The organism is Noviherbaspirillum galbum, assembly GCF_010974945.1.
In the GTDB taxonomy this organism is placed as follows: domain Bacteria; phylum Pseudomonadota; class Gammaproteobacteria; order Burkholderiales; family Burkholderiaceae_D; genus Noviherbaspirillum; species Noviherbaspirillum galbum.
Genome location: NZ_JAAIVB010000084.1, coordinates 1 through 23796, shown reverse-complemented (window position 1 = coordinate 23796; position 23796 = coordinate 1). Strand labels below are relative to the sequence as shown.

Genomic DNA, 23796 nt, shown 5'->3' with positions numbered 1-23796 from the left:
GCTTACCTGAAGAAAAAGCCTGTGGGGAAGGGGTCGCCATCCTCGAGGACCCATTGGTTGAAGCCGCTGATGTGCGCCGTGCCCGTGACCTCGGTGATGGCGCCGTCGAACTCGCCGACCTTGACCTCGCCCACCACCTTGACGCCGAAGCTGCTGCCGACGATGCTGCCGTTCACATAAGGCTGGAGCATCGGCAGGCGGCCGCGCAGGTAAAGCTGCGCGGCCCGTCCCGACGTGCCGGTGCCGGTCGGGGAGCGGTCCACCTCGCGGTCGGCGAAGATGCAGACGTTGGATTGATCCACGCCGCTCCGGTTGGGCGCGCCATCGATGATCGTGCCGTACAGCGTGTCCAGTCCCGGTTCCAGAGGATGCTGGATCTTGACCGCCGCGCTGACCGCGGCCTTGGTTTCGGCGCCCAGCTGGATCAGCGATCGCACGGATTCCGGGCGGATCTCGAGGTTCGCCTGCCTGCCGTCGATGTAGTAGTAGAAGGCGCCGCCGAAGACGATGTCTCCAGTGATGCGGCCGAAGCCCGGCGTTTCCACCTCGACGTCGCGACGGTAGATGAAGGCGGGAACGTTCCGGAAGGTCACGTTGCCCGCGCGCCGGCCATCCCATTCGACATGGGCCTCGATGAAGCCGGCCGGCGCATCGAAGCCGATGCGCGTGACGGGGATCTTGCGCTCCACGTATCCCATTTCCACCAGCACCTTGCCCAGGGCGATGATGCCGTGGCCGCACATGTCGCTGTAGCCTTCGTTGTGGATGAAGATCACGCCGAAGTCGGCCTGCGGCGTGGTGGGCGGCAGCAGGTAGGCGCCATACATGTCGGCATGGCCGCGCGGTTCGTTCATCAGGAACTTGCGCAGGTCGTCGCGGTTCTGCCGCAGCCAGGATCGTTTCTCGAGGATGTCGTTGCCCGGCACCGGCGGCATGCCGGCTGCCAGGATGCGCAAGGGTTCGCCGCCGGTGTGGGCGTCGATGGTCTGTATCGTGCGATGGAGATTGAGCATGGCGTGGTCGTGTCGTTGCTGAGTCGTCGGTTCGCCGCCAGTATATCGAAGCCGCTGCCGGCAGATTGGCGAATATAATCCGCGGGATTGACCCGAAAGGAAATATCCATGATCCGACGACTCCATGCCATGGCGTCAGGCGGTGCCGCCCTGCTGTTCATCCTGTCGTTGCCGGGCCGCGTGCTGGCCGACGAAGCTTCCTCCGCCGGCGTATCGCCCTGGGCGATCCATGGCCAGTGGACCACGGTGGTCCAGAAGCATTCCGCCTTCCGGGCGCCATACAGCGGCGATAACAGCCTGGCGCCGTCGGAACGCCAGCAGGAGACCACCGACCTGACGCTCATGCTCGGCGTGCGCCCGTGGCGCAATGCGGAGATCTGGATCAACCCCGAGATCGACCAGGGATTCGGCCTCAGCAATACGCTCGGCGTCGCGGGCTTTCCCAGCGGCGAGGCGTACAAGGTAGGGCAGAACGCGCCCTACCTGCGCCTGCCGCGCGCCTTCCTCCGGCAGGTAGTGCCGCTGGGCGGGCAGGAAGAAGAAGTCGAGGGAGTCGCCAACCAGATGGCGGGCTCGCGGACTGCCAACAACATCATCATTACCGTCGGCAAGTTTTCGGTGACCGACATCTTCGACGCCAACACCTATGCGCATGACCCGCGCGGCGACTTCCTGAACTGGTCGGTGATCGACGCCGGCGCCTTCGACTACGCCGCTGATGCCTGGGGCTTCACCTATGGCGGCGCCGTCGAATGGAACCAGGACGTGTGGTCCGGGCGGGCCGGGCTGTTCCAGTTGTCCGGCGTGCCGAACGGCAAGGTCACGGGATTCGACTTCAGCCAGCACATGGTCGTCGCGGAAGCGGAAAGGCGCCACCAGTGGCAGGGACGCCCCGGCAAGATCAAGCTGCTGGTCTTCGCCAATCGCGGGAAGATGGGCCGCTACGACGAGGCGGTCGCGCAATCCTTGCGCGACGGGACGGTGCCGGATACCGCCGCGGTGCGGAGGAGGCAGTCAAGGGCGGGCTGGTCGCTCAACGTCGAGCAGGATATGGGTGGCGGCATCGGGTCTTTCCTGCGGCTCAGCGGCAACGACGGCAGCAAGGAAGCCTACGAATTCACGGAAATCAACCGCTCGGCATCGGCCGGCCTAGCCGTCAAGGGCAGCCGCTGGGGCAGGGAAGGCGATACGCTGGGCGCTGCCGTGGCGGTCAACGGACTTTCTCCGGATGCCCGGCAGTACTTCGGCCAGGGCGGCCTGGGCATCCTGATCGGCGATGGCCGCCTGTCCTACGCGCCCGAGAAAATCGGCGAGATCTACTACGCCGCCCGGGTCGGCAAGGCGCTGGCGATCTCGTTCGACGCGCAACGCATCGTCAATCCCGCCTACAACCACGACCGCGGGCCGGTAACGGTCTATGCCTTGCGCCTGCACGCGGACTTCTGAGCTCACGCCTCCGGGACGGGTTTCCGGCTCTCCTGGCTTGCCGCCGGCGGGAACAGGACCTTGAACACCGTCCCCTGTCCCGTCCCCGGCGACGCGAGCGCGATGTCGGCATCGTGGTCGCGGGCAATGTCCCGCACGATGGCCAGGCCGAGGCCGCTGCCCGAGACCTTCGAATCGATGCGGTAGAAGCGGTTGAAGATCTTCTCCTGTTCCGTGCCGGGAATGCCGGGGCCGTTGTCTTCCACTTCGAGGCAGACCTGCTTACCCGCATCCGACAGGCGCAGCGTCACCTGGCCGCCCCGCGGCGCATAGCGGATGGCATTGTCCACGAGGTTGTCGACCAGGTCATGCAGCAGGAAGCGGTCGCCGAGCACGGTCGCGGCTTGCAGCTCGAAGCCCAGGTCGATGTCTTTCTTGTCCGCCTCGGCGACGAAATGCTGGACGGTCTGGCTGACCACTTCGTCGAGCCGCACCGGCTCCCGGCGCTTTTTCTCGAACCGGCTGGGCTCCGCGCGGGCCAGCGCCAGGAGCTGGTTTCCCTGGCGGGTCAGGCGTTCGACGGACGACATCATCATGGCCACCGACCGCACCAGCGCCGGCTCGGCGCTGAACTTGTTACCCACCCATTCGAGCTGCGCGCGCAGGCCGGCCAGCGGCGTGCGCAGCTGGTGGGCCACGTTGGCCAGGAAATCCTGCTGCGCGCGCGTGCCGTCGGCGGCCCGGTCGAGCAAGGCGTTCAGCGCGCCTGCCATCGGCTTGAGCTCGTCCGGCACGTCATTGTCGTGGAGCGGCGACAGGTCCTCGAAATGCCGCTTGTCGAGTTCTGCCTTCAATGCCGAGATCGGCCGCAGTCCGCGGGACACCGCAACCCACGCGATCACGATCGCCAGGCCGGTGAGGATCAGTTCCAGCACCAGCAGGCTGAACAGGATCCGGCTCTGGATGGAATGGCGCTTGCGCAAGGTCTCGGCGATGCCGATCCATGCGGGCACGCCGTCGAGGTCCGCCTTCATTTCGACGAAGCGCACCGGTTCGCCGCGCATGACGCCATCGTAGAGCAGCGGCTGGTTCGCGTCGGCGGGAAACCGGCCGGCGGGAAAGTCAGCGTCTCCCGCGATCACGCGGCCCTGGTCGTCGCGGACGCAAAAGTACACGAGGTCGAAATGGTCCACGCGCAACACCTGTTCCGCCTCGCGGGGCAGGTCGATGTTCACCTGGCGGTTGACGTTGCGCAGGCGCGGCAGTATCGCCCAGGCAGCGTCGGCGAGGGATTGGTCGAAGGCGATTTCCGCGGGAATCCAGGCCAGCCAGTAAGTCAGGCCGGCGCCCAGCAGATTGACGACCAGCAGCGGCGTGATGAGCCACTTGAGCAGCCGGACGCGCACGCTGGTCGTCATCCGGGTTCCTTCTCCAGGAGGTAGCCGAAGCCGCGTATGGTTCTCAGGCTCACGCCCGAACCGGCGATCTTGCTTCTGACTCGGGAAACGTACACCTCGACGGCATTGAGGGTCAGCTCTTCTCCCCAGGGAAGAATGGCGTCGATGATTTGCTGCCGGGATACGACCCGGCCCGCCTGCTGCATCAGGTATTGCAGCACCGACCATTCCCTCGACGACAATTCGATGGCCTTGCCTTGGATGCTGGCGCGCTTGGAAAAATTGTCGAGCGTGAGGGCGGCAATCTCGAGCACCTCGCGCCGCGGCGCGGCGCGCCTTGCCAGCGCCTTGATGCGCGCGACCAGTTCCGACGCGGCGAACGGCTTGACGAGGTAATCGTCCGCGCCGATCTCCAGGCCGTGCACGCGGTCCTGCACGGCATCGCGCGCGGTCAGCAGCAGCACGGGAAGCTGGTTTCCCCGGGCGCGGAGCCGGCGCACGACCTCGAAGCCGTCTATCCCCGGGATGCCGATGTCGAGCACCATCACCGCCACCTCGACGCGTTGCAGCATGTCATCGGCCTCGGTGCCATTGTTCAACACGTCGACCACCATGCCGTAGCCCTCGAGGTTGCGCGCGATGCCGTCGGCGAGAACGGCATCGTCTTCCACCAGCAGCACATGCATCCTGTCGCTCCTTCCTACTTTCCTTCCGTTGCCCGCAGCCCGTCATGCCCGGCTGCGTTGATATCCGAGACTCGAGGTTAGCACGCTATTCCTGCTCCGGTTGCCCCGAGAAGACCGGATAGGCAAGCGGCAGCAGGAGAAGCGTGAAGAAGGTGGCGGAAATGATGCCGCCGACGATCACGACCGCGAACGGGCGCTGCGTTTCCGAGCCGATGCCGTGCGACAGCGCGGCGGGCAGCAGGCCGAGGCCCGCCATCAGCGCGGTCATCAGGATGGGCCGCAGCCTCGCCACCGCGCCTGCCACGGCGGCCTGGAAGGGCACAGCCTCGTTCCTCGCGATCTCGACGATCTGCTCGACCATGATCACGCCGTTCTGCACCGAGATGCCCGCCACGGCGATGAAGCCGACCGCGGCGGAGACCGAGAAATGCAGTCCCGCCAGCGCGAGTCCGGCGATGCCGCCGATCATGGCGAAGGGCACGATCAGGAGCACGAGCGAGGCCTTGCGCACGGACCGGAATGTCCAGAACAGCAAGGAAAAGATCAGGAGCGCGGTGACCGGAACGATCACCTGCAGGCGCTTGACCGCGCGCTGCTGGTTTTCGAACTGCCCGCCCCAGGTCATGTCGTAGCCAGGCGGGAGGCTGACCTGCTCGGCCACCTTGCGCTGCGCTTCGTCGACGAAGCTGCCCTGGTCCCTGCCCAGCAGGTTCGCCTTGACGGAGGCGTTGCGTCCGCCGGCCTCGCGGCTGATGCGCGCCGCGCCTTGCCGTATCTCGATGCGGGCAATGTCGCCCAGGCCGACCGTGCCGGCGCCGCCGGGCAGGCTCACCTGGATCGCGGCGATGCCGTCGACCGATTTCCGGTACGGCTCCTTCATCCTCAGGGTCAGGTCGTAGCGCCGGTCGGTTTCATAGAACGCGTTGACGGTCGTGCCGGCGAGCGCGGTCTGCATCGCCGCGTTCACGTCGGCGATGTTGATTCCCAGGCGGGCGATGCGCTCCCGGTCGATCACGATGTCGAGCTCCGTCTGTCCGCCGATGCGAATGGCGGCCACGTCCGCCGCGCCCGCGATGCCGTTGAGGATGTCCGCGATCTGTTCGCTCTTCCGGGTCAATACCTGGAGATCGGGACCGAAGACCTTGACCGCGATTTCCCCCTTGACCCCGGACAAGGCTTCCTCGACGTTGTCCTGGATCACCTGGGAAAAGTTGGTCGGCACGCCGGGGATGGCATGGATGCGGCGCGTCATGTCGGTGACGAGTTCTTCCTTGCTGCCGAAGCGCCATTTGTCATGCGGCTTGAGGTCGGCCAGGATTTCGATGTTGTTCGGTCCCTTCGGGTCGGTGCCGTCATCCGGCCTGCCGACATGGGAAATGACATCCGACACCTCGTTATAGCCCCGCAGGATGCCGCGCACCTCGCGCTCGACGTCCTTGGTGCTTTCCAGCGAGCTGGAGGTGGGCAGGGTGATGGTCAGCCAGATATTCCCTTCATCCAGCTTGGGAAGGAATTCGCTGCCGAGCAGGGGCGCGCACGCCAGCGAGATGGCCAGGGCCGCCACGGAGAGTCCGCCGATCATGGCGCGGTGCGCGCCCGCGCGGATCAGCGCCGCCTTGTACCATTCCTGCAGGCGGCTCATCCAGGCGATGTGCCTTTCCGCCATGGTGTGGCGGCGCATGGTGAATGCCAGCAGGGTCGGCACGAGCGTCATGGTCAGGATGACCGCGCCGAGGATGGCGAAGCTGAGCGTCAGCGCGACCGGCGAGAATATCTTTCCCTCGACGCGCTGGAAAGTAAAGATCGGCAGGAAGGCGGTAATGATGATCGCCTTGGCGAACAGGATGGGATGCCCCATTTCCGCCACGGTGCCGCGCAGCACGCCGCGCCGCCATCCCGCATCGGTCGCCGGCGCATCGGCATGGAAGGGCCGCAGCGCCAGCCGCACCATCAGCGCTTCGACCAGGACCACCGCGCCGTCGACGATGATGCCGAAATCGACCGCTCCCAGCGAAATCAGGTTGGCCGGGATGTTCCTTGCGTCGAGCATGATGAACGCGAACAGCAGCGACAGCGGAATGACGACGGCCACGATCAGGGCGGCCCGCCAGTCCTGCAGGAAGATGACGAGGATGGCGATCACGAGCGCGGCCCCGACCAGCAGGTTTTCGGCAACGGTGTGCACCGTATGGTTGATCAGCTGGGTGCGGTCGTAGATGGTCCGGATGCGCACGCCCTTCGGCAGCTTGTCGTTGATGGCGGCGACACGGTGCTTGACGGCGGCCACCACCTTGGCGGCATTGCCGCCTTTCACCATCTGGACGATTCCTTCCACCACGCTGTCGTGGTCGTCGAAGGCCACGATGCCCGAGCGCGGCCGGCTGCCGATGCTCACGTCGGCCACGTCGGCCACCAGCACGGTCTTTCCTCCCTTGGCGGCAACGACCACCCTGCCGATGTCCTGCAGGTTGGCGAAGATGCCGATGCCGCGGATGACGAGCGCTTCATCGCCGCGCCGGACCGAACCGCCGCCGACGTTCGCGCTGTTGTTGGCCAGCGCCTGGTTCACCTGGTCGAGCGTGACGCCATAGCGCTTGAGCAGGTAGGGGTCGACCTGTACCTGGTATTCCTTGATCGTGCCGCCGAAGCTGACCACGTCGGCAACGCCGGGAACGGTGCGCAGGCCGGGGCGGATCACCCAGTCCTGCAGGCTGCGGAGTTCGTTTTCGTCCATGTCCGCCGGCGCCTCGACGATATAGCGGAACACCTCGCCGACCGCCGTGGTCAGCGGAGCGAGCGCCGGCTGCACGCCGTTCGGGAGGGTGACGCCCTGCAGCTTTTCCAGCACCTGCTGGCGCGCGAAGTAATCGTCGGTGCCATCCTCGAAGGTCAGGGTCACGACCGACAGGCCGGTGATGGTCGCCGAGCGCAGCTGGGTCTGGCGCGGAACGCCGCTCATTTCCCGCTCGATCGGCAACGTGACGATGCGTTCCACCTCTTCCGGCGCCTGTCCGGGAAACTGGGTGACGATCTGCACCTGCACGTCCTGCACGTCGGGGAAGGCTTCGATCGGCAGGTTGGTCAGCGAACGATAGCCGAAGACCACCAGCGCGAACGTCAGCACCAGGACGAACACCCGCTGCGTGAGGACGAAATCGATCAGCTTATTGAGCATGGACGTCCGCCTCGGCATTGAGCAGCAGGGCGCCTTCCGTCACGACGCGTTCGCTCTTGGCCAGGCCCTCGTCGATGAAGCTGTTTTCGCTGCCCCTGACCGCGAGATGCACCTTGCGCTTCTGGAAGACGCCAGGGGCGGTCTCGATGAACACGAAGCTGTGGATGCCCTCCGCGACCAGCGCGGTATTGGGCACGCGCAAGCCTTTCTTGCCGCCGTCCCCGAGGAACACGACCCGCGCGAACATTTCCGGCTTCAGCAAGCCTTCGGGATTGGCGACGCTGCAGCGGACCTGCATGCGCCGGGTCGCCGGATCGAGGCTGAGGCCCAGCCTGTCGACGGTCGCCTCGAAGCGGCGCCCGGGGTAAGCGTCCGTTTCGATGCTAACCCCCTGGCCGGCGTGGACGTGCGCGAGGCTGCGCTCGGGCACGTCGGCAAGCACCCAGAGCCGTGACGGGTCAGTGATCACGTAGAGCGGATTCGGCAAGTCAGGCCGCACTTCCAGCCCGGGATTCACCTGGCGATCCGCGACGATGCCCGCGATCGGGGACCGCAGCAGGAGCCGTCCGCTGGCATCGGGCTTGCCGGCGCCGTGGAGGTTGCGCAGGCGCAGGCTGGCGCGCCGCGATTCGGCTTCTGCCTGGCGGTAGTCGGCATCGGCGGATTCGACATCCTTGCGCGCGATGACCTCGTGCTCGTACAGCGAATGGGCGCGTTCGTAGGCCAGCTTCTTGCGCACTTCATCCGCCCGCGCCTTCTGGAAGTCGGCATCCGCGGCGGCATAGTCGGGGGCATCGATTTCCAGCAGCACGTCGCCCGCGGCCATGCGGTCGCCGGTCTCGGCGCGGATGCGCACCACGCGGCCCGCCACGGCGGAGCTGATCCGCGCCGTCCGGTTCTCGTCGTAGCTGACCTTGCCATTCACCGGCTCCACAACGGGAATCGGCGCTTCCGCCGCCGGGACGACGCTCAGGAAGGACAGTTGCGGCGCATTGGCTGCATAACGCACCGTGCCCGGTTCGCGCGCCGCGTCGCCGCGGGTCGTCGTGACCTCGGCCTTGGCGGCGGGGCCCGACGCCTCCCGCATTTCATAAGCGGCAAGGGCGGCCGCGGCCAGCGCCAGGCCGGCGACGAGCAAGTATCTTGGTGCGAACTTCATGGTTTGTCTTCCGGCGAAATCAGGGCATTCCAGGCAGCCAGCGCCTTCGCATGGTCGGCGCGCGCGTTGATGGCGTCGAGCTGGATGCTTCGGTAAGTGCGTTGCGCGTCCAGCAGGTCCATCACCGGGATGGCGCCGTTCTTGAACGCGAATTCGGCGGCGTCCGAAGCGCGGCGCGCTGCCGCGAGCAGGTCGGCATCGATGCGCCGGATCTTGTCGCCGGCCGCGCCGACGTCCTGCCATGCGCCCAATGCTTCGTTGCGTGCAGCGGCGAGGATCTTTTCATGGGTGAGGCGGGCGCTCTCCAGCGCGGCGTCGGCAGCCCGGATCTCGCCTTCGAAATGGTTGCGCACGAACAGGGGGATCTGCACGCCCACCGCCCAGCTGTTGCCGCCGCCCTGGGTATTGGCATTGCTTGAAGGGTAGTGGTCGTATTGAACGCCGACCGTGACGTCGCGGGTGCGGGACGCGAGGGCAAGCTTGCGTGCCGCCTCGGCAGCATCCACGCGCGCCTGCGCGGCGCGCACGTCGGGGCGCGCCGCGAGGCTGGCCTCGAGTTGCGCCGGCATTTGCGGTTCGATGGGTGCCGGCCACTCATCCGTTGCCTGCAGCATGCCGTCGCCGGCAGGCATGCCGAGCAGCCTGGCGAGCGCGAGGCTGGCACGCATCGCGTCGGCCTGTGCCTGGCGCCGGTCATTGGCGGCCCGCAGCGCATCCGCCAGGAGACGGTCGAGGTCGGCTCCCGCAAGGTCGCCGGCGCGCTTGCGCAGGCGGGCCGCGGCCAGCGACTTGTCGAACAGGTTCTGGTTGTCTTCCAGGATGCCCAGCCGCGCTTGCGCCGCGAGCAGGTCGTAGTAGGCCTGCGACACCGAGATCGCCAGCTGCCGGCGCGCATCCTGGATATCAATGTCCGCGGCCCGCTGCAAGTGCGACGCGTTCTCGGTGCGCAGCGCCCGCTTGCCTCCGCGCTCGATCAACTGGTCGATGCGGATGCTGGTATCGACGGTCTTGTCGCGCAGGCTGCCCGGGCCGATGCCGAGTTGCGGATTGATGCCCGCCGACTGCACCGTCAGGGTCGGGTTGGGCGCGGTGTTCGCGGTGTCCAGGTTGGCTTGCGCGGCGCGGGACGCCGCCAGCGCCAGGCGCACGTCATGGTTCTGCTGCAGCGCCAGCGCGATGGACTGTGCAAGGGTGATCGGGCGCGTCCGCTGGTTTGCCGGTTCCGCTGCCGTCCCCGGCTGGCACAACAGCATGACGGCGCAAAGCAGGAGGCACGTGAAGGGTGGGCGCTTGTGCAGGCGCATGAAGAACGTCAGGCTCATGTTCAGGCACGCTCAGAGCCGGCCCTGGATGACGGACAACTCGCCCGCCGAACAATCGTGCGCCTCTATCCTGACGATGTCGCCGTGCTGAAGGGGACTGTCCGCCGGCACCTCCGCAAACTTGAATTTGCGGTTCCTCAGCGAGAAGATGGAAAGCCTCAGGAAGCGCTTCGCGGATCTCTCCTGCGCGGGAATGGCCCGGATGCAGGCGGGAATGGTGTCTTCCTGCCCGGGTGCGACATAGTCGCCCTCGACCGCGGCGGTCGTCGTGTAAGGCTTGTTGGCGATGAAGGTCTCATGGAGTCCGGAGCAAGCCGTCGTGCCGCAAGCGACCACGACACAGGCAAGCATCGGAACCAGGCCTCGCAGTACACCATGTCTTTTCGCGCCGCCGGCCCGATCCTGGTTCATGCTTTTCTCCCGTTCAAACCTCCGGGAGTCTAGTGGGCGGGGCTGTCTCTACCTTGACAGGAAGCTGACAAAAAGCTGACGGCTGGTGGAAGCCAGCGAACTAAGACTGTTCTTTGATTGCGACCGAACCCCATCCCCACCCCAGCCCTCCCCTTGAAAGGGAGGGAGCTTTGCACGGCGAGAGTTCAGTCAATGAAGGAGGGCCGACGAGAAAGAGGAAAAATCACGAAGGCGCCCGGGACCGAACCGTCGGCTATTGATTCAGCAGCCAGCGCCGCGACGGCATGGCCACGATTTCTGTGGCGCCAGGCTGACCGGCGGGCCGGTTGAACGCGCTGATGCGCACGTCGATCGGACCGGAAGGCAGTGCCGCCGCATTGAAATCCATCCAGGCATAGGTCTTGTCCGCCGAGATGTTGAACACGCCCAGCCGCGGCGCATAGCTGCCCGCCGGCAGCAGCTCCACGTTCTCCATGCCCGTGCCGCGTACCTCGAGCCGGACGATGCCGCGCACGGGGGCATTGTCCTGGGGCGCCGCCGTGACCACGGCACTGAATCCGATTCCCGGGCCGGTTCCCCCGGTGCCGTTTCGCAGCTGCCACGTCCTTGCCGGCATTACGACCGATTCGATGGCGTTCGGCGCGCCGCCGGGCACATTGAAGGCACTGATGCGCGCGGTCAGCAGGCCGTCGGGCAGGTTGGCGGTGTTGAAATCGAGCCAGGCATAGGTCTTGTCCGGGGAAACCTGGAAGACGCCCAGGCGCGGGGTATAGCCGCTGGCAGGCAGCAGCTCCACGTTTTCCATGGCATTGCCGCGTACCTCCATCCGCACCACCCCGCTCAGGATCGCGCCATCCTGCGGCGCGTTCGCCAGGCTTGCCTGGAAGACGGCAGGAGCGGGATCGGGCGTATTCTGGATCGTCCATGTCCGGGTCGGCATGGCAATGATCTCGATTGCGGCAGGGTCCCCGGGCGGGCGGCTGAATGCGCTGATGCGCAAGGCAATCGGTCCATTCGGGAGGAACCGCGTATCAAAGTCGAGCGACGCCACCGTGCCGTCGGGCGACACGGCAAAGACTCCGTAGCGCGGCGCATAGCCGGTGGCCGGCAGCAGCTCGACGTTGGACATTGCGGAACCCTTGACCTCCAGGTGGACGACACCGGAGATGGGCCAGCCTTCAGGCCGTGCAATGGAGACCTTGGCCAGGAAGGTGCCTGGCGGCGGCGGAATCATGCTGGGTGGAATGTAGGTGATGCCGAACTGGATGTCGTTGAGCACCCGCGCCTGGTTTTCCAGGCTTTCGCTGAACTGCACCAGGACGGCGGCCGGGGTCAGCACGCGGCCGTCGAGCAGCCCCACCCAATAGTTGAATCCCGCCGGCTCGGCGGGACGCTGCAGCGCATTGCGGTACAAGGCATTGACGAAGGCCGCATTGGAAGGATTGGCGCCATAGATCGAGATGAATTCCGGCGAGTGATAAAAGGCGTTGGCCACGTCGAGCAGGCTCATTCCATGCGACATGAGGTCGATCCAGAATCCCAGGCCGGGCAGGTCCGGTTTGCGATTGAATGCCGCCTGATAAAGCCGGTAGGCTTGCGCCGCGATGTCGTTGGTTTGCAGGGAAACCATGGCATCCTGGAAACGCAAGGCGTGGATGAACGGAGAGAGGACCTGCGAATTGCCGCTGGCATCGGTGAGGATGAACAGGTCGAGATTGCGGGTGATGCGGTAATCGTTGCGCTTTCCCGCAACCGGAAGAACGCCGGAGCAGAGGGGTTCCAGCGCGCACGACGTCGTTGGCGTTCCGTCCGCCAGCCACACGGTAGGCATCAGGGTACTTGCCGCGGCGGCGGGGCTGGCCGGGGAGGTGCCCCCGCCGGATCCTGCCACACTGGAATCGGCCCCACCTCCGCAACCGACGAGCGCAATGACCAGCATGATGACGGCGATCAGGGTCTTCATGGCGCAACCTCTAAGGAGAAGGGGGCCAAGGCTAGACGGGCGGATTGCGGTCGAAGTTCTTAACCAATAGTTAAAAATTGAGGGTTCTCAATCCAGTTTCCCGGCATCAGGCCAACGTCATCTCACAGACTCGGCTGCGCCGTCACCACCCCGGGCTCGACCTGCCCCAGGTCGGTAATCCCGGTCAGCGCCATGCAATCGTTGAGTTCTTCTTCGAGCAACTTAAGGGCGCAGGCCACGCCCTCGCGGCCGTTCGCCGCGAGTCCGTACAGGCAGGCGCGGCCGCTCAGGCAGGCACGCGCGCCGCGCCCGAGGGCCTTGATGATGTCGGCGCCGGTACGGATGCCGCCGTCGAAGAAAACCTCGATGCGCCCGCCCACCGCATCGGCGATGCCGGGCAGCACCGAAATGGACGACGGCGCGCCGTCAAGCTGGCGGCCGCCGTGGTTGGAAACGATGATGGCATCGGCGCCGACGTCGAGCGCGAGCCTGGCATCATCGGGATGCATGATGCCTTTCAGGATGAGCTTGCGGTCCCACAGCTTGCGCACCCACTTGACGGTATCGAGGTCGAACGACGGGTCGAATTGCGACTCCACCCATTCCGACAGCGCGGAGACGTTCCTTGCCTTCTTCACCTCGCCCTCCAGGTTGCCGAAGGTGCGGCGCTTGCTGCGCGCCATGCCGAGCAGCCAGCGCGGATGCTTCACGATGTCCATGCCGTTGGACAGCGTCAGCCTCGGCGGGATCGACAGGCCGTTCTTCGCGTCGGCCCAGCGCTTGCCCTGCACATGCAGGTCGAGGGTCAGCACCAGCGCCGAGCAGCCGGCATCGCGGGCGCGCCGGATGAGGCTTTCGTTCACCTCGCGCTGCTTCATCAGGTAGAGCTGGAACCAGAACGGCTTGCCGGTGGCCGCCGCCACGTCTTCTATCGTGCAGATCGACATGGTGGACAGGCAATAGGGCACGCCGAAGTCGGCCGCCGCCTTCGCTTCCTCGCACTCGCCGTTGGCCCAGGTCAGGCCGGCCAGTCCGGTCGGCGCGATGGCCAGCGGAATCCGTGCCGCGTCCCCGGCCATGGTCACGGCAAGGGTGCGTTCCGAGACGTCGCGCAGGTCGTGCTGCCGCAGCGCGAGGGCCTTCATGTCGTCGAGGTTGCGCTGCACCGTGATTTCCTGTTCGGCCCCGCCATGGACGTAGTCGAAGATCACCGCCGGCAGGCGTTCGCGGGCAAGGTTTTCGAGGTCGAAGATGCTGGTGACGGGTTTCATGAGCGGCGCTCCATCGTTCAAAGCTCGTTGCGGCTGGCCAGCTCGGCGATGCGGTCGCCGATGCGGCAGGCCAGCGCCTGGATGGTCAGCGAAGGATTGACGCCGCCGCAGGTCGGGAACAGCGAACCGTCGCAGATCCAGAGGTTGGGAACATCCCAGCTGCGGCCGTCGGCATTCACCACGCTCGACTCCGGGTCGCTACCCATGCGGCAGGTGCCGAGGATGTGGCTGGTGTCCTGGCTGGTCCAGGGGTCCCGTCCGCCGGCGGCATCCATCAGTTCGCCCATGACGCGCGTGGCATGGCGCTGCAGCCGCCGGTCGTTGTCCGAGTACGAGAACACGACACGCGGAATCGGCAAGCCGTACTGGTCCTTTTCGTCGATGACTTCCACCCGGTTTTCCGGGCGCGGCTCGGTCTCGCCGACCGCGACCGCGCCGGCCATGTGGTTGTAGGCCACCATCTCGCGCCGCAGCGCTTCTCCCCACAGCTTGCGCGAGGTGGAAACGATCTGCGCCCAGGCGCGCGGCAGCGGCCCCTGGCTCATGAAGGCGAAGCCGCCGTGGTAATCCTTGCCCTCGTCGACGTAATTCCAGTGTTCGGTCAGCACCATGTTGGGCGGACCCTTGTACCAGCGGATCTCCTCGTCGAAGCGGGCCCAGACCCCGGGCCCGGAGTGCGTGGTGAGATGCGTGCCGACCAGGCCGGAGCCGTTGGCCAGGCCATGCGGAAAGCGGGAACAGGCGGAGTTCAGCAGCAGGCGCGGCGTCTCGATGGCATAGCCCGCCACCACCACGTTGCGGGCACGCTGGAAGCGCCACTGCCCTTCGCGATGGTAATGCACGCCGGTCACCCTGCCCGCGGCGCCAAGCTCGATGCGGCCGGCCATGGCCATGTCCCGTATTTCGGCGCCCGCCCGGATGGCGCGCGGTATCCAGACCACCAGCGCGCTCTGCTTGGCATTGGTGGAGCAGCCGAAGTTGCAGAAGCCGCGGTAGACGCACGGAGGCGACTTGCCGCGCGGCGCCGAGACCGTCGCCAGCGGCACCGCGGCCCAGGGCAGGCCGAGCCTCTCCGCGCCGCGCGCCAGCACCAGGCCGGCGGCATTGAGTTCATGCTCGCGGTAGGGATAGCGCTTTCGCGGCGGTCCCCAGGGATAGCGTACCGGTCCCGCGATCTTCAGCGCCTCTTCAACCTCGTCGTAGTAGGGCGCAAGGTCGTCGTAATCGATGGGCCAGTCAAAGCCATAGCCGAGCACGCTGCGGCTGCGGAGCCATTCCGGACGGAAGCGCAGCGATACCATGCTGAAATGGACGGTGGAGCCGCCGACCCCGCGCCCGGAATTGTTGCCGCCGAGCGCGATCGGATCGTCGCCGGCGATGACGCGTTCATCCGTCCAGTAGAGCTTTTGCTGTTCGAGTTCGTCGGAGGCGAAGTCGTCGAGCGGACGCCAGAACGGGCCGGCGTCGAACACCACGACCGAAAAGCCGGCCTCGGCGAGCTTGCATGCCAGCGTCGCGCCGCCCGCGCCCGCGCCGACGATAGCGAAATCCACCGCGTCATCGCCGGCATGGGAGCGCATCGGCATCCAGCCGCCCGGCGTGAATATGTCCGGCGCCCGCCCTTCCTTCGCGCGTGGCTCGTCCGGGCTCATTTCTCCTCCCGCGCGTCCCATGGGTCGCGTCCGTTGAAGCCCAGCCGCACATAGCCGCGCGGACTGGCCGGCCCGCCGAAGCCGATCTCGCTCCAGGCCGACGGATGCGAGTAATACACGCCGGCGGCGCCCTTGAGCAGGAAGTGGATGAAGAAGCGCTCGGCCGGAATGGCTTCCCACAGCCGGTGATTGACCGCGTTGTTGGCAATGTCCTGCAGCAGGCCATCCTGCCGGGCAAGGTCGAGCGCGGCGAAGGGCGCGCCGAAGCGCAAGCGGGCCTCGGCATCGATTGCCGCCAGCCCGGCACGCCACGCCTGCTGCTGGCGCGGCATGTCCTCGTGCCGGAACCCTTCGCCGCGATCGAAGAACAGCTGCTCGTCCAGCATCGCTACGATGGGAACGGGATCGGCGCGGTCGGGCTGGGGCAGCAGCCTGTCCGCCAGCGCCTCCATGAGCCGCCACTCCTCCTCGCTGAAGAAGCGGCGGGCCGGCGGTGTCCGCAGGCGGGCATCCAGCACCTTTCGCGTCTTGTCGTCGAAAGAAGGGCTGTCCCACTTCGCGAGGACGTCGTAGCCGGGATAGGAAGCTGTCATGGGCGCGCCTCCCGGTCGCCGCGCGGACGGAGCAGGGCAAGCGATACGAAACCGGCAAGGGCCAGCGCCGCCAGGCTGGGCGGCGCGGAGAGCGGCGGGCCGGCGAGGACGTTCTGGGTCCAGTTGCGCCAGCCGCCCATCTGCCGGCCGACGCCGCGGGCGTGGAAGCCGACGCCGCCGACGCCGAGCAAGGCGGTCAGCCAAAGCGCCGCGCGGGTTGGCCGCGTGAGCCGGGCCGGTTGTTCCGCCGCGGGCGACATTGCCGCCACGCCCAGCAAGACCGCCGCCGACGGCGGCACCGTGACGGGCAGCCACATGCAGGGATGATGGAAGGCGCCGCGAAAATGCAGCAGCGCCGCCTCGCCGCTGGTTCCCGCGAGCCCGAGGCAGGTCAGCGCGGACAAGGCCCGCCCCGTTGGCATGCCGAGCAGGCGGCGCCGGCCTGGCGCGCCATCATGCAGGCGGCGCGCGGCCAGTCCGAACAGCCCGGCCAGCGAAAGCGCCGCGGGCGCGCCGACGGGCGCGGCATAAAACAGGTTTCCCCAGCGCAGGCCGCCCGGGCGGCGAAGAATGTTATACGCATGGAAGGCGGTGCCGGCGGCGCCCGCCGCGAGGGCGGCCGCATAGGCATGCCGTCCGCCGGCGCGCCGGGCCGGGGACGATGCTCCGGACAAGCCCGCCAGCATGGCGGCGGATGCGGTGAACAGGGGCGCGAGCATGCCCGGGTTTTCGAATTGCCCACGGTAATGTTCCAGCGCGCTGTCCAGCAGCACCGACGCCGAGAGCAGGGCGGCGCAGGCGTGGAGGCGAGGCGCCGTGCGGTCCGGGTCGAGGTTCCGATCTGCCGCCGCGCGTTCCGGTCGCTGCACGGCCGCGGCACCGGCCATTGCGGCGACCGCCATGCCCAGCAGCCGCGCGCCGACGGAACTGCCGGCTCCGCCGCGTCCCGATGCGGCAAGGCTTGCGGTTCCGGTCTTTCGCTCGCGTACCGGCATGGCGGCAAACCTGTCCATCAGCTCTTGTCTCCCGGAAGCAGGCTGCTAAGCACCTGGCGCGCCGCGCCGGCGAGCATGCCCGCTTCGTCCGGATCGCCTTCGATGATCGTGGAGGCGAACTTCCTGGCCTGCTGCAGGCTGATGTGCGAGGGCAAGGGCGGCACCTCCGGGTCTGTCTTGAACTCGAGCACGACCGGCCGGTCGGCGCGCAGCGCTTCTTCCCAGGCGGCGCCGACCTTGTCGGGATGGTCGCAGTAGATTCCCTTGAGGCCGATGAGCTCGGCGAAGCGGTAATAGGGCACGTTCGGAATCTGCTGGGTAGCTACGAAGCGAGGGTCGCCCTCCATCACCCGCTGCTCCCAGGTCACCTGATTCAGGTCTTCGTTGTTGAACACGCAGGTGATCCAGGACGGGTTCGGCCATCGCTGCCAGTATTTCGCCACGGTGATGAGTTCCGACATGTTGTTCATCTGCATCGCCCCGTCGCCGACGAGGGCGATCACCGGCCGGTCCGCATGCGCGAACTTCGCGGCGATGGCATACGGCACGGCCGCGCCCATCGAGGCCAGCCCGCCTGACAGCGAGCACATCTGGCCGCGCCGGATCCTGAGGTCGCGCGCGAACCAGTTGGCGCAGGAACCCGAGTCGCTGGTCACGATGGCCCGGTCGGGCAGGCGCGGCGACAATTCCCAGACCACGCGCTGCGGGTTGAGCGGATTCGCCGGCTGCATGGCGCGATGCTCGAGGGTATGCCACCAGTCGCTCATGTTGCCCGCGATGCGTTCGCGCCAAGTGGTTGAGGGCTTTTGCTGCAGCAAGGGCAGGAGCGCATCGAGGGTCAGGCCGGCGTCGCCATGCAGGTTGACTTCGGCGGGGTAGCGGATGCTCAGCATGCTGGCATCGATGTCGATCTGCACTGCCCGTGCCTTACCTTCCTTGGGCAGGAATTCCGAATAGGGGAAGCCGGTGCCGATCATGAGCAGCGTGTCGCACTCCATCATCATGTCGTAGCTCGGCTTGGTGCCGAGCAGGCCGATGGACCCGGTGACCCAGGGCAGGTCGTCCGGCAGCGCGGCCTTGCCCAGCAAGGCCTTGGCGGCACCCGCGCCCAGCCGGTCGGCCACGGCGATCACCTCGTCGGTCGCGCCAAGCGCGCCGGCGCCGACCAGGATCGCCACCTTCTCGCCGGCATTCAGCACATCGGCGGCGCGCTGCAGGTCCTGCTGGTAGGGCAGCACCCGCGGCCGGCTGTAGCCGACGCCGGAGAATACCGCGCCATGCTTGCGCGGTGGGTCTTCATATGGCATCTCCTGCAGGTCGCCGGGCAGGATGAGCACCGAGATGCCATTGCGCGCGATCGCGGTGCGTATGCCGCGATCGACCATGTGCCGGATCTGCGCCGGGGCTTCCGCTTCCTGCACGTAGTCGGCGACGTCGGCGAACATCTGCGCCAGGTTGAGTTCCTGCTGGTAGTGCGCACCGCGCGCGGTGCGCGGCGCCTGGCCGGCGATGGCAAGCACCGGCACGTGGTCCATTTTGGCATCGTAGAGGCCGGTGATGAGATGCGATGCGCCGGGGCCGCCGGTCGAGAGGCAGACGCCGAGCTCGCCGGTGAACTTGGCATGCGCGGACGCCATGAAGGCGGCCATTTCCTCGTGCCTGGCCTGGATGAAGCCGATCTTGCCCTCCGTCCGGTTCAATGCGCCGAGCACGCCGTTGATGCCATCGCCGGGATAGCCGAAGATGGTGCGCACGCCCCAGTCATACAGGCGTTCGACGAAGAAGTCGCCGACGGTCTTGCTCATGATGGCCTTCCTTTCCTATGAATCATCTCGTTGCGTGGGAACGTCCGTTTCCTGCGGCGCGCTGGCCGCGCCAGGAACGCAGGCCCAGTGCCATGCCGAGGGCAAGGCCGCCGGCGAGCAGCCAGTCGCGATGCATGCTTGCCCAGAGCTGGGCGCTGTGCCGGCGCGCGCCGCCGTCGAAGGCGCCGTGCGCCGCATACGGGCCGGGCACGGGTGCCCACAGGTTGCCCGGCCGCGGCGCATCGATGGCTTCGCCCGTCTCCTGGCCGCGAAAGCCGGTGCGCGCGAGATACCAGTCGAGCAGGCGCGGCGCGAACTTCTCGGCGATGATGGCGGCCGCGGCCGGCATGCCGACATAGATTTCCGGGCGCCTCGAATGCGCCGCCCAATAGACCGCCCGGGCGGCGACCTCGGGCTGGTAATAGGCGCCCATCGGCTTGGGATGGCGGTCCAGCGTGGTCCTGCACCAGTCGAACTGCGGCGTATTCACGCCCGGCATGTCGACGATCGCAAGGTGGATCCTGCTCTTTTCGTGGAGCAGTTCCGTGCGGACGGACTGGGTGAAGCCCTTGATGGCGTGCTTGGCGCCGCAGTACGGCGATTGCAGCGGAATCGAGCGGTAGGCGAGGGCGGAACCCACCTGCACGATAGTGCCGCGGTTCCGGGGGCGCATCCGCTTCAGCGCCGCCATGGTGCCCCACACGACGCCGTGGTAGGTGACATCGGTGACGCGGCGGAAGTCGGCGGGGTCGATCTTGTCGACCGGAGCGAGGATGGTCGACATCGCATTGTTGACCCAGATGTCGATGGGGCCGATTTCATGCTCGATGCGTGCCGCTGCGGCTTCCACCTGCGCGGCATCGGCCATGTCGAGCGGGATCGCGAGCGCCTTGCCGCCGAGAAGTTCGACCTCGGCGCGCGCGGCGTCCAGTCTTTCCTGGTCCCTTGCCAGCAAGGCCACCGTTGCGCCATGGCTGGCGAATTCGCGGGCCGCGGCCCGGCCGATGCCGGCGCTGGCGCCGGTGATGACGACGATCTCGCGTTGCCTGCGTTTCATCATTTCTCCATGCTGAAAGGCGATCGGCCTGCTGCATCCCCTTGGATGCCCGTGCCGGTGCCGAGTTCACCTGCATTTGGCCCAATGTATCGGCGGCAAGCGCCGCCCGGGGTCAGGCCGACGTGCCGATGAGCAGGCGTGACTCGCCGATGTAGCGGTAATCCGGCACGACCAGGTTTGCCGGCGCGGGCACGTTCTTGAATACCCGCCCGGCAAGATCGAAGCGCGAGCCGTGGCAGGGGCAATAGAACCCGCCCGGCCATGCGGCGCCGAGGTCGGGCGATCCGGGTTCGGGGCGGAAGGTCGGCACGCAGCCCAGGTGGGTGCAGATGCCGATCAGGACCAGGAAAGGCGGCTTCAGCGAGCGTGCCGGGTTGGCGGCCTGGCGCGGTTGTTCCGATTGCCTGGACGATGGATCGGCGAGCAGGGCATCGTGATCCTTCAGAGAGGCCAGCATCGCATCGGTGCGGTGAAGGATCCATACCGGCTTGCCGCGCCATTCCACGGTGATCAGCTTTCCCGGTTCGAGGCCGCCGATGTCCACCTCGACCGGCGCGCCGGCCGCGCGCGCCGCTTCGCTCGGTTCCATGCTTTCCACGAAAGGCACCGCGATGCCGGCGGCGGCGATGCCTCCGGCCGCGCCGAGCGCGGCCTGCAGCATTTTTCTGCGTTCAGGGCTTTCGAGAGGGATGTCCATGTCGCTCCTCGCTGAAGGTACGGTTACCCGGTAAAAAAAGCATCAGGCGTGCCAATACATTTGGCTAAACATATACGGCCTTATCGGTCTTGCAGGATGAAGGAGATTGGAAAGTCTTACCCTGCTATGCGTAATTTTTATCATGCGCGCGCAGTGGCACAGAACGCGGCGACAAAGCCGCTGTCGAATGATTCGGGCAAATATGTTTTGGATTTGTTCGGAGACGTGCGGTCCATGCCTCGTCTCCATCATCGATGAAAGGAGCAAGACATGAACAAGCTGTATCGCCTGCTGCTGGCGGGAATCTGTGCCGCGCCGCTTTGCCTCTCCGCGCATGCGGCCGGTACGCAAGCGCAAACCGATAAATCAGCGGCCGGCGCCAAGGGGGCGGACTGGCTCGCACCCGGAGCGGACATGCACGAGAGTTACGCCAAGCAGGCCAAGGAAGACCTTCAGCTGAAGAAGAAGCGGCTGGAGAACGAACGTGATGCCGCGCTGGTGCAATGCGACAAGCATCCCGGCGGTGCGCAGGCCGCTTGCCGCAAGCAAGCCAATGCCGATTTCAACGCCAGGTTGAAGCGCGAGCAGCTTGCCTATGAGCAGACCTTGCGCCACGGCCAGAGCAGCGGAAGCTCGGGTAGTTCGGGTAGTTCCGGCACGTCGGGCAACTCTGGTGCCGACTCTCATGTTCCCGGCAATTCCCATGCGCCGGGCAGCGCTCATTCCGTCGACGCGAAGCACGGCAGCGACAGCGGCCAAGCGAAATAAGCGGTAAAAAACGGGACCGCCCCCGATGGCCCGAAGGCGGTCCCGCACGTGCTGGCGGAGGTGAATGGGAATCGAACCCACTGCCCGCCGTGAAGCAGGCCGCTGGTTTTGAAGACCAGGGAAGCCACCAGACTTCATGCACCTCCATTTTGACGATCTTCCGATGCCGCCATGACGCGGTTGTCGCCGTGGCGGCGGGTGCGTCCCCGCGCATCGAAATGTTCCAGCAGGGGCACCACGAACTTCCGGCTTGAGCCGAGGACCTCGCGCGCCTGCGAGACGGTGAAGCGCGCCGGCGCCGGAAACGCTTCGCGCAGCTTGCGCTCCGCCTCCGCAATCGCCTCGCGGTGGAAAACGATGCGCTGGCCGGCAAGCTGGCCGGGCAGCAGTACCAGCCGGCCATGCTCGGCAAGCAACCTCAGCAGCGCCTCGCCGCGTTGCCCGGCGCAGGGAAGGTCGGGCGGCGTCATGCCGCCTTCCAGGACGCGCCTTTCCAGCGCCTCGGCTTCCGCCCGCTCGCGCGCTTCCATGCCGGCAAGGGGATCGTGCCCGGCTAGCCGGACGGTGCCCTGCTGGCAGACGACGCGGCCGGAGGCATGCATCAGGCTCAGGATCTTGCGGAACATGGTATCCGCTAGCGCGGCGGGCAGGCTTGAGCGGCAATAAGACAAGGGCGCGCCGCTGCGCAAGGGCTGCTCGCGATGAAAACGCCCGAGCGCACCGAGCAGCGATTCCTGGATCGCCGTCGCATGGTCGTGCAGCAGCAGCACCTTGCCGTCGCACAGCGCGAATCCGTCCGCCGCGCGCCGGACATCCTCCGCGTGGCAGCCGAGACTGCGCGCCAGTTCCTGCAGCGGCAGGCCGGCCGGTCCCGCCGCGCGCAGCCGCTCGGCCATCACCTGGCGCCAGTCTCCCGAAGCAAGGATGCGCAGCCGGCCGAGGACGGCGTCGTCGCCGGCACGGTGGCGCGGCGCGGCGGTGTCCAGGAAACGTCCGCCGCCCAAGGTCTGCGGCGGCGAATCGCGGCGCAGGATGAAGGCATCGCCGGGCATTGCGGCGACCGGGCGCTCGGTGCGCAGCTGCACCAGCAAGCCGGTCGTTTCCGGCCGGGTATCGAGCAGGCGCACGCGGGCGGACACGTCCGTCGTGCCGAACAATAGCCGCAGCCGCTGTCCGTCCGCCAGGCGCCCGGCCTGCTCCAGGTGTTCCGGCAGCAAGCGCAGTTCCGCGTCGATCAGGGAAGTGACGCGAACCAGGCCGGGCGGCGCGAGCAGATCTCCCCTGTGCAGGTCGCCGGCGCCGAGCTGCCTCAGGTTGATCCCGACCCGCTGCCCCGGCCATGCTTCCTCGACCACCTGGTTGTGCACCTGCAATTGCCGGATCACCGCCCTGGCGCCGCCGGGCGAAACCGCGACATGGTCGCCGCTGCGGACGCATCCGCCGCGCAGCGTGCCGGTGACGACGGTGCCATGGCCAGGCAGCGCGAACACCCGGTCGACCGGCAGGGTGAAGTTCGGCCCCGGCGCGGGACGCGGCTGTTCGCCGGCCAGGCCCTCGAGCGCCGCGCGCAAGGCGTCCAGCCCTTCGCCGGTGACCGTCGAGGTGAACACGACCGGCGCGGAAGCCAGCGGTCCGCCCGCCAGGAACGGGCGCAGCCGCTGCGGCAGGGTCCGGCGCTGCGCGTCATCGGCAAGATCGGCCTTGGTGACGGCAACGACGCCGCGCCGCACGCCGACCAGGCCGGCGATCGCCAGGTGTTCCATCGTCTGGGGCTTGATGCCTTCCCGCGCGTCCACGACGAGCAGCGCGGCGTCGATGCCGGTCGCGCCGGCAACCATGGTGCGCACGAATTGTTCGTGGCCCGGCACGTCGATGATGTCGATGATTGCGCTCGCCAGCGACAGGTAGGCGAAGCCGAGCACGATCGACATGCCGCGCCGCTTCTCTTCCTCAAGCCGGTCGGTGTCCGTGCCCGTCAGGGCTTTCACGAGGCTGGTCTTGCCATGGTCCACGTGCCCCAGCACGCCGAGGGAGAGATGACGGTGCGCATGCAAGGTGCGCGCGGGTGCGTTCATGCCAGCGCCCTGCCTATCGTATCAGCCGCCATGCCGACCTCGCCGTCCGCGATGGTGCGCACGTCGAGCGCCACGCAGCGATCGACCATCCTCCCGACCACCGCCGGGTCTTGGGTGCGCAGCCGCCGGCTGATGTCCTCCGCGGACAGGGCGGCATGCTCAAGCAGCACGATGCTGGTCGGCAGGCGCGCCTCCGGCAGGCATCCGCCGCCGGCGAGCGACTCGCCGCGCCGGATGCGAACCTGCAGGCCGGGAATGGCGCGCAGGCGCCGGGCAAGCCGGCGCGCCCGCGCGGCCAGCGCTTCCGGCGGCGCGCCCAGCATGTCCAGCAC

At 67.2% G+C, this 23796-nt stretch carries 19 protein-coding genes and 1 tRNA gene; 2 read left to right on the top strand and 18 right to left on the bottom strand.

The genetic code is table 11. The features are described from left to right. Positions 1 to 2: 2 nt before the first annotated feature. The gene (lhpH, locus tag G3574_RS26350) at positions 3 to 1013 is read right to left on the bottom strand and encodes a trans-3-hydroxy-L-proline dehydratase (RefSeq protein ID WP_163968544.1); all 1011 of its coding nucleotides are present in this window, start codon (positions 1011 to 1013) and stop codon (positions 3 to 5) included. Positions 1014 to 1121: 108 nt separating this feature from the next. On the opposite strand from lhpH, the gene G3574_RS26345 reads away from it, so the two are divergent. Beyond that, entirely contained in the window at positions 1122 to 2459 is a 1338-nt protein-coding gene (locus G3574_RS26345; protein WP_163968543.1) for a carbohydrate porin, read from the top strand. A 2-nt stretch (positions 2460 to 2461) separates the two neighbouring features. Here G3574_RS26345 and G3574_RS26340 read toward each other — a convergent pair whose 3' ends face one another. The 14 genes from G3574_RS26340 to petA form a co-directional block, all read right to left on the bottom strand. After that, complete coding sequence (locus tag G3574_RS26340) at positions 2462 to 3856, bottom strand: sensor histidine kinase (protein ID WP_163968542.1); 1395 nt, start codon at positions 3854 to 3856, stop codon at positions 2462 to 2464. After that, positions 3853 to 4521 (bottom strand): response regulator transcription factor, encoded by a 669-nt coding sequence (locus tag G3574_RS26335; RefSeq protein WP_163968541.1) that lies wholly within the window; start codon positions 4519 to 4521, stop codon positions 3853 to 3855. The genes G3574_RS26340 and G3574_RS26335 overlap by 4 nt, the downstream gene beginning before the upstream one ends. Positions 4522 to 4606: 85 nt before the next feature. Further along, on the bottom strand, positions 4607 to 7696 hold the full coding sequence (locus G3574_RS26330) for an efflux RND transporter permease subunit (protein ID WP_163968540.1): 3090 nt from the start codon (positions 7694 to 7696) through the stop codon (positions 4607 to 4609). Beyond that, complete coding sequence (locus G3574_RS26325) at positions 7686 to 8855, bottom strand: efflux RND transporter periplasmic adaptor subunit (protein ID WP_163968539.1); 1170 nt, start codon at positions 8853 to 8855, stop codon at positions 7686 to 7688. Before G3574_RS26325 ends, G3574_RS26330 begins: the two co-directional genes overlap by 11 nt. After that, complete coding sequence (locus tag G3574_RS26320; RefSeq protein WP_163968538.1) at positions 8852 to 10177, bottom strand: TolC family protein; 1326 nt, start codon at positions 10175 to 10177, stop codon at positions 8852 to 8854. The genes G3574_RS26325 and G3574_RS26320 overlap by 4 nt, the downstream gene beginning before the upstream one ends. 12 nt (positions 10178 to 10189) lie before the next feature. Continuing rightward, a complete protein-coding gene (locus G3574_RS26315; RefSeq protein ID WP_163968537.1) occupies positions 10190 to 10588 on the bottom strand; it encodes a hypothetical protein in 399 nt (132 codons plus the stop codon). A 253-nt stretch (positions 10589 to 10841) separates the two neighbouring features. After that, positions 10842 to 12551: a DUF4214 domain-containing protein gene (locus G3574_RS26310; protein WP_163968536.1), complete on the bottom strand. Its 1710-nt coding sequence runs from the start codon at positions 12549 to 12551 to the stop codon at positions 10842 to 10844. A gap of 122 nt (positions 12552 to 12673) precedes the next feature. After that, a complete protein-coding gene (locus G3574_RS26305) occupies positions 12674 to 13822 on the bottom strand; it encodes an alpha-hydroxy acid oxidase (RefSeq protein ID WP_163968535.1) in 1149 nt (382 codons plus the stop codon). 17 nt (positions 13823 to 13839) lie between these two features. After that, positions 13840 to 15474 carry a GMC family oxidoreductase gene (locus tag G3574_RS26300; protein ID WP_163968534.1) on the bottom strand — a complete coding sequence of 545 codons (1635 nt, stop codon included), beginning with the start codon at positions 15472 to 15474 and terminating at the stop codon, positions 13840 to 13842. Then, positions 15471 to 16067 carry a gluconate 2-dehydrogenase subunit 3 family protein gene (locus tag G3574_RS26295; RefSeq protein WP_163968533.1) on the bottom strand — a complete coding sequence of 199 codons (597 nt, stop codon included), beginning with the start codon at positions 16065 to 16067 and terminating at the stop codon, positions 15471 to 15473. Before G3574_RS26295 ends, G3574_RS26300 begins: the two co-directional genes overlap by 4 nt. Beyond that, positions 16064 to 17080 (bottom strand): hypothetical protein, encoded by a 1017-nt coding sequence (locus G3574_RS26290; protein ID WP_163968532.1) that lies wholly within the window; start codon positions 17078 to 17080, stop codon positions 16064 to 16066. The genes G3574_RS26295 and G3574_RS26290 overlap by 4 nt, the downstream gene beginning before the upstream one ends. Next, complete coding sequence (locus G3574_RS26285; protein WP_163968531.1) at positions 17080 to 18867, bottom strand: thiamine pyrophosphate-requiring protein; 1788 nt, start codon at positions 18865 to 18867, stop codon at positions 17080 to 17082. Before G3574_RS26285 ends, G3574_RS26290 begins: the two co-directional genes overlap by 1 nt. A gap of 22 nt (positions 18868 to 18889) precedes the next feature. Continuing rightward, on the bottom strand, positions 18890 to 19924 hold the full coding sequence (locus G3574_RS26280; protein WP_205609939.1) for an SDR family oxidoreductase: 1035 nt from the start codon (positions 19922 to 19924) through the stop codon (positions 18890 to 18892). Between the two features lie 112 nt (positions 19925 to 20036). Then, entirely contained in the window at positions 20037 to 20621 is a 585-nt protein-coding gene (gene petA / locus G3574_RS26275; protein WP_163968529.1) for a ubiquinol-cytochrome c reductase iron-sulfur subunit, read from the bottom strand. Positions 20622 to 20891: 270 nt separating this feature from the next. Between petA and G3574_RS26270 the strand changes: the two genes are divergently transcribed. Then, entirely contained in the window at positions 20892 to 21389 is a 498-nt protein-coding gene (locus G3574_RS26270; protein WP_163968528.1) for a hypothetical protein, read from the top strand. Between the two features lie 52 nt (positions 21390 to 21441). Here G3574_RS26270 and G3574_RS26265 read toward each other — a convergent pair. The 3 genes from G3574_RS26265 to G3574_RS26255 form a co-directional block, all read right to left on the bottom strand. Next, a tRNA-Sec gene (locus G3574_RS26265) sits at positions 21442 to 21535 on the bottom strand. Further along, on the bottom strand, positions 21524 to 23464 hold the full coding sequence (gene selB / locus G3574_RS26260) for a selenocysteine-specific translation elongation factor (protein WP_163968527.1): 1941 nt from the start codon (positions 23462 to 23464) through the stop codon (positions 21524 to 21526). The genes G3574_RS26265 and selB overlap by 12 nt, the downstream gene beginning before the upstream one ends. After that, the coding region (locus G3574_RS26255; protein ID WP_205609938.1) for a PLP-dependent aminotransferase family protein at positions 23461 to 23796 on the bottom strand (336 nt) is incomplete at its 5' end. The genes selB and G3574_RS26255, both read right to left, overlap by 4 nt.